Source organism: Mesobacillus jeotgali (genome assembly GCF_900166585.1).
In the GTDB taxonomy this organism is placed as follows: Bacteria; Bacillota; Bacilli; order Bacillales; family Cytobacillaceae; genus Mesobacillus; species Mesobacillus jeotgali_A.
The window spans coordinates 2,150,820-2,164,401 of record NZ_FVZC01000009.1 but is presented as its reverse complement, the minus strand read 5'-3'; the positions used below and the strand labels follow the sequence as shown (position 1 = coordinate 2,164,401).

Genomic DNA, 13,582 nt, shown 5'->3' with positions numbered 1-13,582 from the left:
GGGGAAGGCGCTTTGGAAAAGCAGAACTCGCTGGATTTGTTTTCAGAACAGGGAAAGTTCATGAAAGGGAAGCATTTAGTAACCATTTTCCATAATGAACAAAACCTTTACACCGTCCTGAGAATCAGGGTGGAGGAAACAAATGAACAATATGAGGATAAAGAGGCGGTCATTACCGGTTACTTCCCCCGGATTCATGAGCAGGAGACGTATATATTCTTTGGTGAAGTGAAGGAACATCCAAAGTTTGGCTCCCAATTTCATGCGACGCATTTCAGGAAAGACCTTCCTCAGTCAAAACAGGGGATTATAAGCTATCTTTCCAGTGATCTCTTTAAAGGGATCGGGAAGAAGACGGCTGAAAAAATCGTCGAAACTCTTGGGGAAAAAGCAATCACGAGAATCATTGAGAATCCATCTGTACTTGATCAGATTCCGAAACTCGCACCTGAAAAGGCAAAAGATCTTTATGATACATTGATGGAGCATCAAGGTCTCGAACAGGTTATGGTCGCTTTGAATGAATACGGGTTTGGTCCACAGCTGTCAATGAAAATATATCAGGTCTATAAAGAACAGGCGATTGAGGTTATCCAGAACAATCCCTATAAGCTTGTCGAGGATATTGAGGGCATTGGTTTTGGCAGGGCGGATGAACTTGGAAGCCAGCTGGGATTGACGGGTAATCACCCTGATCGCATCAAGGCAGCCTGCCTTTATACCCTTGAGAATTCCAGTATCCAGGGCGGACATGTCTTTATGGAGGCAGAAGCACTGCTTGTAGATGTTAAAAAGCTGCTTGAAGACAATCAGAATTTCCAGATTGAATTTACCGATATCTCAAACGAAATCATCAAACTGGGTGAAGAAGATAAAGTGATTGCCGAAGAACAAAGGATCTATTTGCCTTCCCTTTATTATTCTGAAAAAGGGCTTGTCGCAAATATTAAAAGAATCCTTGAACAGAGCGAGTATGAAAATCAATTTCCTGAATCAGAGTTTCTCCTTGCGCTCGGCAGCCTTGAAGAGCGCCTCGGTGTCCAATACGGACCAAGTCAAAAGGAAGCCATCCAGACAGCTTTGATGTCGCCAATGATGATTCTGACGGGCGGTCCGGGAACAGGGAAAACGACCGTTATAAAAGGGATTGTGGAATTATATGGAGAACTTCATGGATGTTCCCTGGACCCGAAGGATTATAAAAAGGAAGAGCCATATCCGTTCCTGCTCGCGGCTCCTACCGGGAGGGCCGCAAAGCGGATGACGGAATCGACAGGACTGCCTGCCGTCACCATCCACAGGCTTTTGCGCTGGAATGGCGCCGAAGGCTTTGACCATAATGAAGATCAGCCGCTCGAAGGAAAGATCCTGATTATCGATGAGACCTCGATGGTTGATATATGGCTGGCCCACCAGTTGTTCAAATCACTGCCTGACAATATTCAGGTCATCATCGTGGGAGATGAAGACCAGCTTCCTTCCGTAGGACCAGGCCAGGTATTGAAGGATTTGCTTGATTCCGGCCGGATTCCGACAGTAAGGCTTACGGATATTTACAGACAGGCAGAAGGTTCATCAATCATTGAGCTTGCCCATCAAATCAAAAAAGGGTATCTGCCAGAAGATATTTCGGTCCAGCAGCCGGACCGCTCTTTTATTCGCTGTACGACAAACCAGATTCCGCAAGTAGTCGAGAAGGTTGTCGCCAATGCCAAGAAAAAAGGATATTCGCCAAGGAATATTCAGGTATTGGCCCCGATGTACCGCGGCCCTGCGGGTATTGACCGGTTAAATGAGCTGCTGCAGGATCTGTTCAATCCGAATGCGGACGGAACTCGAAAAGAGCTGGCCTTTGGTGATCTTAAATATCGGATAGGCGATAAGGTTCTTCAGCTGGTCAACCAGCCCGAAGCAAATGTATTCAATGGGGATATGGGAGAGGTAGTCGCCATTTTTTACGCAAAGGAAAACACAGAAAAGCAGGATCAGCTGATTGTTTCATTTGACGGTATCGAGGTGACCTATAATCGGGCGGATCTTTCACAAATCACACATGCTTACTGCTGTTCCGTCCATAAATCGCAGGGCAGTGAATTTCCAATCGTCGTTCTTCCTGTGGTCAAAAGTTATTACAGAATGCTGCGAAGGAATTTGATCTACACGGCAATTACAAGGAGCAAACAATTCCTCATTCTAGTTGGTGAAGAAGAAGCCTTGAAAATGGGAATTGAACGTGGAGAAGACACGGAGCGTAATACAACACTTGTTGAAAAGCTGGTGCTGATGCTCCCTGATTTGAACGGAAAACAGGATGAACAGGAAATTTCACCAGCAACAGAAGGGGAAATTAAGCATACTGATTATCTTGAAGTCATCAAAAATGCAGATCCGATGATCGGTATGGAAAACCTGACCCCATACGATTTTATGGAAGAGAATGAGGCATAAGAATCCACAGAAAGCTGTGGGTTCTTTTTAATTTTGCGAACGAGGCTTTGGAAATCCTTACACTACATGAATTCGCCTGGACAGTGGAAACTAAGAGTGTTCGGAAAGGCGGGACACACTTTTGCGGACATTTTCACTTTTAAAGGGACTGCCTGTTTATGAATTGGTGAGTGGTCAAAAACTGGGCGAAGTTTGTGATGTAAGCATTTCAAGCAATGGAAGCGTTGTAGGCTTACTTGTAAAAAAGGGTGCGTTCATCAAGAAAACATACCAGATAAAAGTTGGTCAGGTTGAATCTTTTGGCTGGGATGGTGTTATGGTAAGGGACAAGAAGGCTATGGAGCAATTGGAGGCAGAACCCGAATATACGTTTGAACATAATGACGGGCTCGCTGGCAAAGCCCTTCTTTCCAGGGATGGCGAGCAGCTTGGGTTGCTCGAAGACGTATATTTTTTGGAAGAACTGGGCACGATTGTAGGGTACGAATTATCGGATGGCTTTTTTTCGGATATCGCGAATGGAAAGCGAGTGGTCAAGACCATTGGTCCGCCTGCAATCGGGAAGGATGCCATCATCGTGACAGTTAAACCGAGATGAGGTGTCCTTATGTTAAGTTGTCCCAATTGCAGAAGCAAGGATATCGGCAAAATTGGCATTAACCAATATTATTGCTGGAATTGCTTTATAGAATTGTCCTTGAATAAAGGTCTGATCCATACCCATCAAGTCGAAGAAGATGGAACCTTAAGCTCCCTTGATGACCTATTCGACGAAGATCAACGTCAATACGGCGGCTTGTAAAATAAACCAAAGAGGTGAAACACATGAATAAAATGTTAACCTCCGCTATCGCATTTGATGCCGGTATGGCAGCATACAACTATGCATCCAATAATAATATGATGTCAGCCAGGAAAATGAAAAAGCTTGGCCGTAAAATGACAAGAGCCATGTTTTAAGTTACGATCCCCTGTATGGAAAATTGCAGGGGATTTTTAATTTAAAAATGGAAAAAAACCTGCAGGATTTCCAGTTCGCTATAGTATGGCGAAAGTCGCTATAAAAAGTAAAAACTCGCTATAAAAACCAAAAAATCGCTATAAAAAATAAAAAGTCGCTATAAAAGATCATTTTTCGCTATAAAAAGTAAATTACCAGTTCTTTTTATTTAAAATATCCCGCCTCGGTACCAATAAAAGGTATAATCCACCTCCTTTCTTTTAAGAATATACAGGAGGGAGGGCGAAAAAGGATGAATATCCATATGAAGTGGTATTACCGGCTTGGATTTCTTCTTCTCTTATTTATTGTCCTGTTTATTTTTATCAAGCTTCAATCCTTATGGGTCCCTGTTTTTGAAGTGATTCTATCCTTGCTGATTCCTTTTACTATAGCGGCTTTCATTACATATCTGCTGCACCCGATTGTTGAAGCCCTGCATCATAGGGGTCTGCACCGGGGAGTTTCCATCCTGATCATTTATATTTTATTTTTTGGCGGTGCTGGTTTTGCATTTTACAAAGGAATCCCGGCTTTAATCCACCAACTGGGGGATCTGGCGGAAAACGCTCCGTACTTCGCCGAGCAATATAAGCAAATGGTCAATAAAGTGGTGGACCAGACTTCGACATGGCCAGCAGGAGTTCACGAAAGAATCGAGGATGGGATAAACAGCATGGAACAGTGGCTGGACGGTGTGCTGGCAAGCACGATGTCTTTCCTGATGGAAATCATCAATTCCATTCTGACAATCGCAGTGATCCCGTTTATCGCTTTTTATATGCTGAAGGACTTTAATGTCATGAAAAAAGCGGCATGGTATATCACACCCAGACAGTGGAGGAAGCCAGGGACAAGGTTCCTGCATGAAGTCGACAAATCCCTGGGCAGCTATATCCGCGGCCAGCTCCTCATCTGCCTCATCATTGGCGTACTGTCCTCTTTGTTTTTCTGGTTTGCGGGCATTAAATATTCACTTTTGCTTGGAGCGATTGTAGGCGTTACGAATGTAATTCCATATTTCGGGCCGATTATCGGAGCAATCCCGGCTGTTATCATCGCCGCGACGATGTCAGTTAAAATGGTGATCTTTTCCCTTGTTATTGTTTTTTCTTTGCAATTCCTGGAGGGGAATATTCTGTCTCCGCTGATTGTCGGCAAAAGCCTTCACATGCATCCATTGATGATTATGTTCGCTTTGCTGGCAGGGGAAGAAGTAGGAGGAATCCTCGGATTAATATTAGCGGTACCGTTTCTGGTTGTGCTGAGAGCGGCTCTGATCCACGCCAAAGACCATATCATTCTTGAAAGAAAAAGAGAGCGTCCAACATAAATTTTGCCAAGTCGTTTGACAAACCGCAGACCGCTATATATAATTCGGCTATAGATTAATAATTCGAAAAGTGTAGAAGGAACGAGTATGTTATAGACCATCGTCCAGAGAGGGATTCCAAGGCTGCAAGAGTCCCCGGTGAAGGATAACAGAAGGCTATTCCGGAGTGCAGGCAAAACCTGCCGTAGCAGCTGCGTTAAAGCGTCATTGAGAGATGGGCGTGTCATTTTGCGTCCATAATCAGGGTGGTACCGCGAGCAAGCTCTCGTCCCTGTCCAGGGATGAGGGCTTTTTTTGTTGCCTAAAAACCCTGAAAGCTTAGCTTATATTTCAAATGCGATTTAGGAGGTTAGTAAGATGAAAAAACTGACAGGTGCAGAAATCAGAAAAATGTTTCTCGAATATTTTCAGGAACAAGGCCATGCCATCGAGCCAAGTGCTTCCCTTGTTCCGCATGATGATCCCTCCCTGCTTTGGATCAATAGTGGGGTAGCAACTTTGAAAAAGTATTTTGACGGGCGTGTTGTTCCAGAAAACCCAAGGATCACGAACGCGCAGAAATCCATCCGTACAAATGATATTGAAAATGTCGGCAAAACGGCACGCCACCATACATTCTTTGAAATGCTCGGTAACTTTTCAATTGGTGACTACTTCAAGGTAGAGGCAATTGAATTTGCATGGGAATTTCTTACGAGTGAAAAGTGGATTGGATTTGATACTGAAAAATTATCAGTGACGATTCACCCTGAGGATGATGAGGCGTTTAACATCTGGAAAGATAAGATCGGCATTCCTGAAGAGCGGATCATCCGCCTGGAGGGTAACTTCTGGGACATAGGTGAAGGTCCAAGTGGCCCGAACACAGAAATCTTTTATGACAGAGGTCCTGAATACGGTAACGACTTCCAGGATCCTGAGCTGTATCCTGGCGGGGAAAATGATCGATACCTTGAAGTATGGAACCTGGTATTCTCCGAGTTTAACCATAATCCGGATGGCACATATACACCGCTTCCAAAGAAGAATATTGATACAGGCATGGGGCTTGAGCGTATGGCTTCAGTAGTCCAGGACGTCCCTACAAACTTCGAAACAGATTTGTTCATGCCAATCATCAATGCAACAGAAGAAATTTCCGGTGAAAAATACGGCGTAACAAATGAGAAAGATGAAGCATTCAAGGTGATCGCCGACCATATTCGTACTGTTGCTTTCGCGGTAGGAGATGGTGCTCTGCCATCAAATGAAGGCCGCGGCTATGTTCTCCGAAGATTGCTTCGCCGCGCAGTGCGTTATGCAAAGAAACTCAACATCAACCGGCCATTCATGTTTGAGCTGGTGCCTGTAGTCGGCGAAATCATGCATGAGTTTTATCCGGAGGTCCAAGAAAAGACAGAATTTATCCAGAAGGTCATCAAGAATGAAGAAGACCGTTTCCATGAAACACTTCACGAAGGCTTAGCGATTCTTTCAGAGCTGATCAAGAAAGAAAAAGAAAAGGGCAGCGGAAAAATCCAGGGTGAGGATGTCTTCAGACTTTATGATACGTATGGCTTCCCTGTGGAACTGACAGAGGAATATGCTGAAGAAGAAGGATTGAAGGTCGACCATGAAGGTTTTGAACGAGAAATGGAGCTGCAGCGTGAAAGGGCCCGTGCTGCACGCCAGGATGCAGGTTCCATGCAGGTACAGGGCGGTGTTCTTGGCGACATTAAGGAACAAAGTGAATTTGTAGGCTATGATACGTTTGAGACGAATAGCAAGATTGTGGCAATGGTAAAGAACGGTGAACTAATTGAGGAGGCTCAGGCTGGTGAAGAAATCCAACTGATTCTCGATATTACTCCATTCTATGCAGAGAGCGGCGGCCAAATTGCTGATAAAGGAACGATTATGGCAGAAGGCGTCAGGTTGTCAGTAAGGGATGTTAAGAAAGCACCGAATGGTCAAAACCTGCACAGTGTGGTTGTTGAAGAAGGAATTGTGACAACAAACCTGGCAGTGACAGCAAAACTTGACCAGGACAATCGTGCCAAAATCATCAAGAACCATACGGCAACACACTTGTTGCATCAGGCACTGAAGGATATACTCGGTACCCATGTCAACCAGGCCGGATCTCTTGTAGAACCGGACAGGCTGCGTTTTGACTTCTCCCACTTCGGCCAGGTGACTGCGGATGAACTCGAGCAAGTAGAAGCGATCGTCAACGAAAAAATTTGGAGAAGTATCCAGGTTGAGACGAGCTTTAAGCCAATAGCTGAAGCAAAAGCAATGGGTGCAATGGCATTATTCGGAGAGAAATATGGCGATATCGTTCGTGTTGTCAGAGTTGGAGACTACAGCCTTGAACTTTGCGGCGGTTGCCATGTTCCAAATACATCAGTCATCGGACTGTTTAAAATTGTATCAGAAAGCGGCATTGGAGCAGGAACAAGAAGGATTGAAGCTGTAACGGGAGAGGCTGCTTATAAGGTACTTAACGACCAAATCGGCATACTGAAGGATGCGGCAGGCAAGCTGAAGACTTCACCGAAGGAAGTGGCGAACAGGATCGATTCACTGCTTGCTGAAATGAAGCAGCTGCAGCGTGAAAATGAATCTCTTTCTGCTAAATTGGGAAATATTGAAGCAGGGAACCTAACGTCACAGGTAAAAGAAGTCAATGGTGTCCAATTACTTGCTGCGCGTGTCCAGGCTTCTGACATGAACAGCCTGCGAAATATGGCTGATGACCTAAAGCAGAAGCTTGGTTCAGCCGTAATACTGCTAGGCATGACAGACGGCAGCAAAGTGAACTTGATTGCGGCTGTTACGGATGATTTGATCAAGAAAGGTTATCAGGCTGGAAAACTGATCAAGGAAGCAGCTGCGATTTGCGGCGGCGGTGGCGGCGGCCGTGCAGATATGGCTCAGGCTGGAGGGAAAGATCCTTCAAAACTCGACAATGCGCTTCAATTTGCCGAAGAATGGGTAAAATCAATTTGATATAGAAGTAAAGTAGTGTAGAATGAAGGTAACTCAAGAAAATTTTACCGGAAATTTTTTAAAGTGAGGTGCATTCGATGAGCTCGTTTGATAAGACGATGAGATTTAATTTTCCTGAAGAGCCTTTTGAGCATGATGTCAATGAAGTCCTCCTGCAGGTCTATGAAGCGCTGCAGGAAAAGGGATACAACCCGATCAACCAGATTGTCGGATATTTGCTCTCCGGAGACCCGGCCTATATTCCCCGCCATCGGGATGCCCGCAACATCATCCGCAAGCTGGAGCGGGATGAAATTATCGAGGAACTGGTTAAATCCTATTTAAGGAACCATCGAGAGGGGAAATAACTTGCGGATCATGGGACTGGATGTCGGCTCAAAAACAGTCGGCATTGCGCTGAGCGATGAACTCGGATGGACTGCTCAGGGATTTGATACATTGAAAATCAATGAAGAAGAAAATGTGTTTGGTTTTGATGAAATTGGTAAAATTATAAAAGAGCACGAAGTCAGCAAAATAGTCGTAGGTTTGCCGAAGAATATGAACGGGACAATTGGCCCGCGCGGTGAAGCCAGCCAATTCTATGCCCGTGAATTGGAAGAGCGGTTCGGTATTCCGGCCATTCTGTGGGACGAGCGTCTGACGACGGTTGCTGCCGAGAGGGTATTGCTCGAGGCAGATATCAGCCGGAAAAAAAGAAAAAAGGTCATTGATAAGATGGCCGCAGTAATGATTTTACAAGGCTATTTAAACAGCCAAAATTAAATTGAGGTGACTACAATGGATCACGGCGAAAACAACATTACAGTAGTAGACGAAAACGGTAACGAACAATTATGCGAGGTACTTTTCACATTCGACTCCGAGGAATTCGGAAAGTCATATGTGCTTTATTATCCAGTAGGTGCTGAGGAAAGCGATGACGAGGAAATTGAAATCCATGCATCTGCATTCACACCGACAGAAGATAACGAAGATGGCGAATTAATGCCTATCGAGACTGACGAAGAATGGGACATGATCGAGGAAATGCTCGAAACCTTCCTTGCTGAGCAGGACGAAGAGTAAAATATACGAATTGGGACCAGGCTGGTGCAGCCTGGTTCTTTTTTTGCCGGTAAAATTGCTCATTGACTGCAATAGTAACAATTATTATTAGATATTAACCACATTTAGGTTTTATCGGCCAGATCCTGCAATATATCGATCACATTTGAAGATTTATCGGCCAAATTCTGCGATATATCACCCACATTTCCTAATATATCAATCAAATGATAATTTCCCGTCTTTTAAAGGCCAATACTACTACAAAACTAATCAAAACTCCTAACAGCAAACGACATTGTCGGATTTTATGTTTATTTGTCGTAAGCAGTATTTTTTCGTAATTATTTGCAAATAGAAATAGAAAATATAGTATAATGGTTCGAGATGTGATAATAGAGAGGATCCAGGAAGTAAGTTTTGGTAACTGGAGGGGGAACCTATGTCTGACGAGAAGAACATAAACGATCCAAAAAAAGATAAAAAGCAGTTCATTTCAGAAAAGCTTATTGAACGGCAGTCAGAAGCGAAAATCGTAAGGAGGATCGTTTTCATTACTGCGATTGTGGCCATTCTGCTAATTGGGGCAGTCGGCGGAGGAGGCTATTACTACATAAAAGAAGCCTTGAAACCTGTTGATGCAAACAGCAAGAAAACAGTCAATGTTAATATTCCGATTGGCTCCTCCACAACTGGGATTGGGAAAATTCTTGAAGATAAAGGAATTATCAGGGACGCCAGAGTCTTCAAGTATTATGTAAAGTTCAAAAATGAAGCCGGTTTTATGGCCGGAGATTATAAAATGAATCCATCAATGACACTTCCTGAAATCCTTACCAGCTTGAAAACAGGTAAAGTCATGCAGGAAGTGGTGATGAAGATCACAATCCCGGAAGGAAAGCAATTAAAGCAAATTGCTGGGATCATCGCCGAAAAAACACAGCAAGACGAGGCAGAAATTTTTAAACAGCTGAACGATCCTCAATTCGTCAAAACCTTGATAGAGAAATACCCTGATGTTCTTAGTGAGGAAATCTTGAAAGAAAATGTGAAGTACCCGCTTGAAGGGTATTTGTTCCCTGCTACCTATCCGTTTTACTCTGAAAAACCGACAGTCGAGGAAATTGTGACCGTCATGCTGACAAAAACGAAAGAAGTATTAGGTGATTTCAGAGGACAGATGGAAGAAAAGAAAATGACTACTCATGAGTTGATGACAATGGCCTCACTCATTGAAGAGGAAGCAACTGAGAAAGTAGACCGCGATAAGATTGCCAGTGTGTTCTACAACAGAATGGAAGAAGGAATGATGCTGCAGACAGACCCGACTGTTCTGTACGCACATGGCGAGCATAAAGATCGGGTATATTACAAGGATTTGGAGATTGATGATCCGTATAATACCTACAAAAACATAGGATTGCCGCCTGGGCCAATTGCCAATCCTGGCGTAGATTCTATTGAGGCCGCTCTTGCACCTGCCGATACAGATGATATGTATTTCCTCGCCACCTCTACAGGAGACGTGCTCTTCTCCAAGACGCTGGCTGAGCATAATCGAAAAGTGAACGAGCATATCACAAATAAGAAATAACAGTAAATTAAAGGGAAATGCACAAAGATTCGCATTTCCCTTCTTATTGTGGTAAAATAATTCAAGTGTTTTTTAATAGTAATGTTACTGTCTGGCGTATACTCTTTTTGAGTGCTATGCTTTTTTTGATAGCGTGCATTGCAGATGTAGGAGTTGTGGCTTATTTTAGCTGATGGACCTGTTTGGGAAGCTTCCCTGCGGTGTCCCTCTTAACCTGTAAACGCTATTTTTTTCATGCCCGGACAGTTATTTCAATCTACTCTGGCTTATATTTCAGCCTTTGAATAGAGGTGAGGCAGCTTGCTAAATCAAGAGCTGCAGAATTATATAGATTCTCTCATACAGCCCCGGAATGGCATCATTAAAGAGATGGAAGAGTTTGCGAAGCTAAATGGTGTTCCTATTATGGAGCCCGCTGGCATTGAAACGATGCTGCAACTATTGAGAATCCAGCAGCCGAGAGCCATCCTTGAAGTCGGAACCGCAATTGGCTATTCAGCTATAAGAATGGCATTGGCCTTGCCGGATACCCAAGTCATTACACTTGAACGTGATGAAGACCGGTATCTACTTGCCATTGAGTACATTAAACGGGCAGGTCTGCAGGATCGGATCATTCAGATCAAAGGTGATGCTCTTGAGCTTGAAGAGGAAGTAGCTTTCCATGCTCCATTTGACGCTATCTTCATAGACGCGGCTAAAGGGCAGTACAAACGCTTTTTCGAAATATACTCCAGGCTTTTGAAGCCGGGGGGAATGATCATTACGGATAACATCCTTTTTAAAGGGCTTGTATATAACCAGGAGGCAGAGAGCAGGAGAGTCCGCAGCCTGGTAAAAAAAATAGACGAATTCAATCGCTGGCTTGCAGCCAATGAGGAGTATGATACGATCATCCTTCCAATTGGCGATGGTGTGGCGGTTAGTAAGAAGAGGTGAACGGAATGAAGAAACCTGAATTATTGGTAACTCCAACTAGCGTTAATGACATTATTCCATTGGCAGAGGCTGGAGCAGATGCGTTCCTGATTGGAGAACAAAAATTCGGATTGCGCCTTGCCGGTGAATTCAACCGTGAAGATGTAAAACAAGCGATTGAATTGGCACACTCAAAAGACAAGAAAGTATATGTGGCCATGAATGCCTTATTCCACAATGAAAAAGTGGATTTGCTTGGCGAATACCTTACCTTCCTTACGGATGTGAAAGCTGATGGAGTCACGTTTGGCGACCCTGCTGTTTTAATGGCTGCAAAGGAATATGCTCCAGACATGAAGCTTCATTGGAGTACCGAAATGACAGGAACAAACTGGTATACCTGCAATTATTGGGGCAGGAAAGGCTCCAAGCGTGCTGTTCTTGCGAGAGAAATCAACATGGACGCAATCGTAGAAACCAAGGAAAATGCAGAGGTGGAAATCGAGGTCCAGGTACACGGAATGATGAACATGTTCCAGTCAAAGCGTCCGCTCCTTGGCCATTACTTTGAATATCAAGGCAAGGCCCTTGAAGTTGAGAACCGAAGACAGGAACGCAATATGTTCCTGCATGATAAAGAGCGCGAGAATAAATATCCAATTTTCGAGGATGAGAATGGTACGCACATTATGAGTCCTAACGATATTTGCATCATCGATGAATTAACAGAGCTTGTAGAAGCAGGAATCGATTCTTTTAAAATTGACGGTATTCTGAAGAGCCCTGAATATATTTTGGAAGTTACGAAGCTTTATCGCAAAGCAATAGACCTGGCTGTTGAAGATCCAGACCAATACGACGAAGTAAAAGATGGCTTATTGGAAGCAGCAGAAGAGCTGCAGCCGCCTAACCGCCCGCTGGATACAGGATTCTTCTTCAAAGAGACAGTTTATTAAAAGTAAGAAAATAGGAGGTTGCGTAATGACAGCATTAGCAGATAAAATCTCGCAAATTGTTGACGGTAAACGTGTTATCGTAAAAAAACCAGAACTGCTTGCGCCGGCCGGTAATCTCGAAAAACTGAAGATTGCGGTCCAGTACGGTGCAGATGCCGTTTTCATTGGCGGTCAGGAGTATGGTTTGCGTTCAAACGCAGATAATTTCACTTTTGAAGAAATGAAGGAAGGCGTCGAGTTCGCTAAGAAATATGGCGCAAAAATATATGTTACAACAAATATCTTTGCCCATAACGAGAATATCGATGGCCTTGAAGAATATATGTTGGGATTGAAGGAAGCTGGGGTACACGGAATCATCGTGGCTGATCCGCTGATCATCGAAACTTGCCGCAGGGTCGCTCCTGAAATCGAGGTCCATTTGAGCACGCAGCAATCCTTATCAAACTGGAAAGCAGTCCAGTTCTGGAAGGAAGAAGGACTGGAGCGTGTCGTACTTGCGCGTGAAACTGGTGCGGAAGAAATCAAGTTAATGAAGGAAAAGGTCGATATTGAAATTGAAACCTTTGTCCACGGTGCAATGTGTATTGCCTATTCCGGACGCTGTACCTTGAGCAATCATATGACAGCCCGTGACTCAAACCGTGGCGGCTGCTGCCAGTCCTGCCGCTGGGATTATGATTTGTACAAACTTGAAGGAACTGAGGAAAACGCATTGTTCGCAGAAGGTGATTCACCTTTCGCTATGAGCCCTAAGGACTTGAAACTAATTGAGTCAATTCCCCGTATGATCGAGCTTGGAATCGACAGTCTAAAGATTGAAGGCCGCATGAAGTCCATCCATTACATTGCAACAGTTGTCAGCGTATACCGCAAAGTGATTGATGCTTATTGCGCTGATCCTGAAAACTTTGTGATCAAGCAGGAATGGCTTGAAGAATTAGACAAGTGTGCTAACCGTGAAACAGCAACTGCGTTCTTTGAGGGAGTTCCGGGGTATAAAGAGCAAATGTTTGGAAACCATAGCAAAAAGACAACTTTCGATTTTGCCGGCCTGGTACTTGATTACAATCCTGACACACAAATGGTTACCCTTCAGCAAAGGAACTACTTCAAGCCTGGCGACGAGGTTGAATTCTTTGGACCTGAAATCGAGAACTTTACACATGTAATCGATAAAATCTGGGATGAAGATGGCAATGAACTTGATGTTGCCCGCCATCCTCTGCAAATCGTTAAGTTCAAGATGGACAAGCCTGTCTACCCAAATAACATGATGCGGAAGGAGAAATAAT

13 protein-coding genes and 1 other annotated feature are annotated in these 13,582 nt (G+C 44.0%); all 13 genes read left to right on the top strand.

Going from position 1 to position 13,582, the window contains the following annotated elements:
* The first annotated feature begins 12 nt into the window (after positions 1–12).
* The 13 genes from recD2 to B5X77_RS21000 all read left to right on the top strand — a co-directional run bounded on the left by recD2 (position 13) and on the right by B5X77_RS21000 (position 13,581).
* Positions 13–2,448, top strand: a complete 2,436-nt coding sequence (gene recD2 / locus B5X77_RS21060) for an SF1B family DNA helicase RecD2 (RefSeq protein ID WP_176167390.1) — start codon at positions 13–15, stop codon at positions 2,446–2,448.
* A 121-nt stretch (positions 2,449–2,569) separates the two neighbouring features.
* Entirely contained in the window at positions 2,570–3,046 is a 477-nt protein-coding gene (locus tag B5X77_RS21055; RefSeq protein ID WP_079509861.1) for a PRC-barrel domain-containing protein, read from the top strand.
* A gap of 9 nt (positions 3,047–3,055) precedes the next feature.
* The gene (locus B5X77_RS21050) at positions 3,056–3,250 is read left to right on the top strand and encodes a hypothetical protein (protein ID WP_079509860.1); all 195 of its coding nucleotides are present in this window, start codon (positions 3,056–3,058) and stop codon (positions 3,248–3,250) included.
* Positions 3,251–3,273: 23 nt separating this feature from the next.
* Positions 3,274–3,408, top strand: coding sequence for a YrzQ family protein (locus B5X77_RS21045; RefSeq protein WP_079509859.1), 135 nt, complete (start codon positions 3,274–3,276; stop codon positions 3,406–3,408).
* 293 nt (positions 3,409–3,701) lie between these two features.
* The gene (locus B5X77_RS21040; RefSeq protein WP_079509858.1) at positions 3,702–4,781 is read left to right on the top strand and encodes an AI-2E family transporter; all 1,080 of its coding nucleotides are present in this window, start codon (positions 3,702–3,704) and stop codon (positions 4,779–4,781) included.
* 64 nt (positions 4,782–4,845) lie between these two features.
* Positions 4,846–5,057, top strand: a binding site (T-box leader).
* Positions 5,058–5,138: 81 nt separating this feature from the next.
* Positions 5,139–7,772, top strand: a complete 2,634-nt coding sequence (alaS, locus tag B5X77_RS21035) for an alanine--tRNA ligase (RefSeq protein WP_079509857.1) — start codon at positions 5,139–5,141, stop codon at positions 7,770–7,772.
* Between the two features lie 77 nt (positions 7,773–7,849).
* Positions 7,850–8,119 (top strand): IreB family regulatory phosphoprotein, encoded by a 270-nt coding sequence (locus tag B5X77_RS21030; protein ID WP_044394425.1) that lies wholly within the window; start codon positions 7,850–7,852, stop codon positions 8,117–8,119.
* A gap of 1 nt (position 8,120) precedes the next feature.
* Positions 8,121–8,537, top strand: coding sequence for a Holliday junction resolvase RuvX (ruvX, locus tag B5X77_RS21025; RefSeq protein WP_176167389.1), 417 nt, complete (start codon positions 8,121–8,123; stop codon positions 8,535–8,537).
* A 15-nt stretch (positions 8,538–8,552) separates the two neighbouring features.
* Positions 8,553–8,840 carry a DUF1292 domain-containing protein gene (locus tag B5X77_RS21020; protein ID WP_079509856.1) on the top strand — a complete coding sequence of 96 codons (288 nt, stop codon included), beginning with the start codon at positions 8,553–8,555 and terminating at the stop codon, positions 8,838–8,840.
* Positions 8,841–9,261: 421 nt separating this feature from the next.
* Positions 9,262–10,413 (top strand): endolytic transglycosylase MltG, encoded by a 1,152-nt coding sequence (gene mltG / locus B5X77_RS21015; protein ID WP_079509855.1) that lies wholly within the window; start codon positions 9,262–9,264, stop codon positions 10,411–10,413.
* 300 nt (positions 10,414–10,713) lie between these two features.
* Positions 10,714–11,352: an O-methyltransferase gene (locus tag B5X77_RS21010; protein WP_079509854.1), complete on the top strand. Its 639-nt coding sequence runs from the start codon at positions 10,714–10,716 to the stop codon at positions 11,350–11,352.
* Positions 11,353–11,357: 5 nt separating this feature from the next.
* Positions 11,358–12,287 (top strand): peptidase U32 family protein, encoded by a 930-nt coding sequence (locus tag B5X77_RS21005; RefSeq protein WP_079509853.1) that lies wholly within the window; start codon positions 11,358–11,360, stop codon positions 12,285–12,287.
* 25 nt (positions 12,288–12,312) lie between these two features.
* Positions 12,313–13,581 (top strand): peptidase U32 family protein, encoded by a 1,269-nt coding sequence (locus B5X77_RS21000; RefSeq protein WP_079509852.1) that lies wholly within the window; start codon positions 12,313–12,315, stop codon positions 13,579–13,581.
* Position 13,582: the final 1 nt, after the last annotated feature.

What these genes read in the sequence shown, in the direction of transcription:
- B5X77_RS21005 (WP_079509853.1), top strand. Translation starts at nt 11,358, where the DNA reads ATGAAGAAACCTGAATTATTGGTAACTCCAACTAGCGTTAATGACATT.
- B5X77_RS21030 (WP_044394425.1), top strand. Translation starts at nt 7,850, where the DNA reads ATGAGCTCGTTTGATAAGACGATGAGATTTAATTTTCCTGAAGAGCCT.
- B5X77_RS21045 (WP_079509859.1), top strand. Translation starts at nt 3,274, where the DNA reads ATGAATAAAATGTTAACCTCCGCTATCGCATTTGATGCCGGTATGGCA.
- B5X77_RS21050 (WP_079509860.1), top strand. Translation starts at nt 3,056, where the DNA reads ATGTTAAGTTGTCCCAATTGCAGAAGCAAGGATATCGGCAAAATTGGC.
- alaS (WP_079509857.1), top strand. Translation starts at nt 5,139, where the DNA reads ATGAAAAAACTGACAGGTGCAGAAATCAGAAAAATGTTTCTCGAATAT.
- B5X77_RS21020 (WP_079509856.1), top strand. Translation starts at nt 8,553, where the DNA reads ATGGATCACGGCGAAAACAACATTACAGTAGTAGACGAAAACGGTAAC.
- mltG (WP_079509855.1), top strand. Translation starts at nt 9,262, where the DNA reads ATGTCTGACGAGAAGAACATAAACGATCCAAAAAAAGATAAAAAGCAG.
- B5X77_RS21040 (WP_079509858.1), top strand. Translation starts at nt 3,702, where the DNA reads ATGAATATCCATATGAAGTGGTATTACCGGCTTGGATTTCTTCTTCTC.
- B5X77_RS21000 (WP_079509852.1), top strand. Translation starts at nt 12,313, where the DNA reads ATGACAGCATTAGCAGATAAAATCTCGCAAATTGTTGACGGTAAACGT.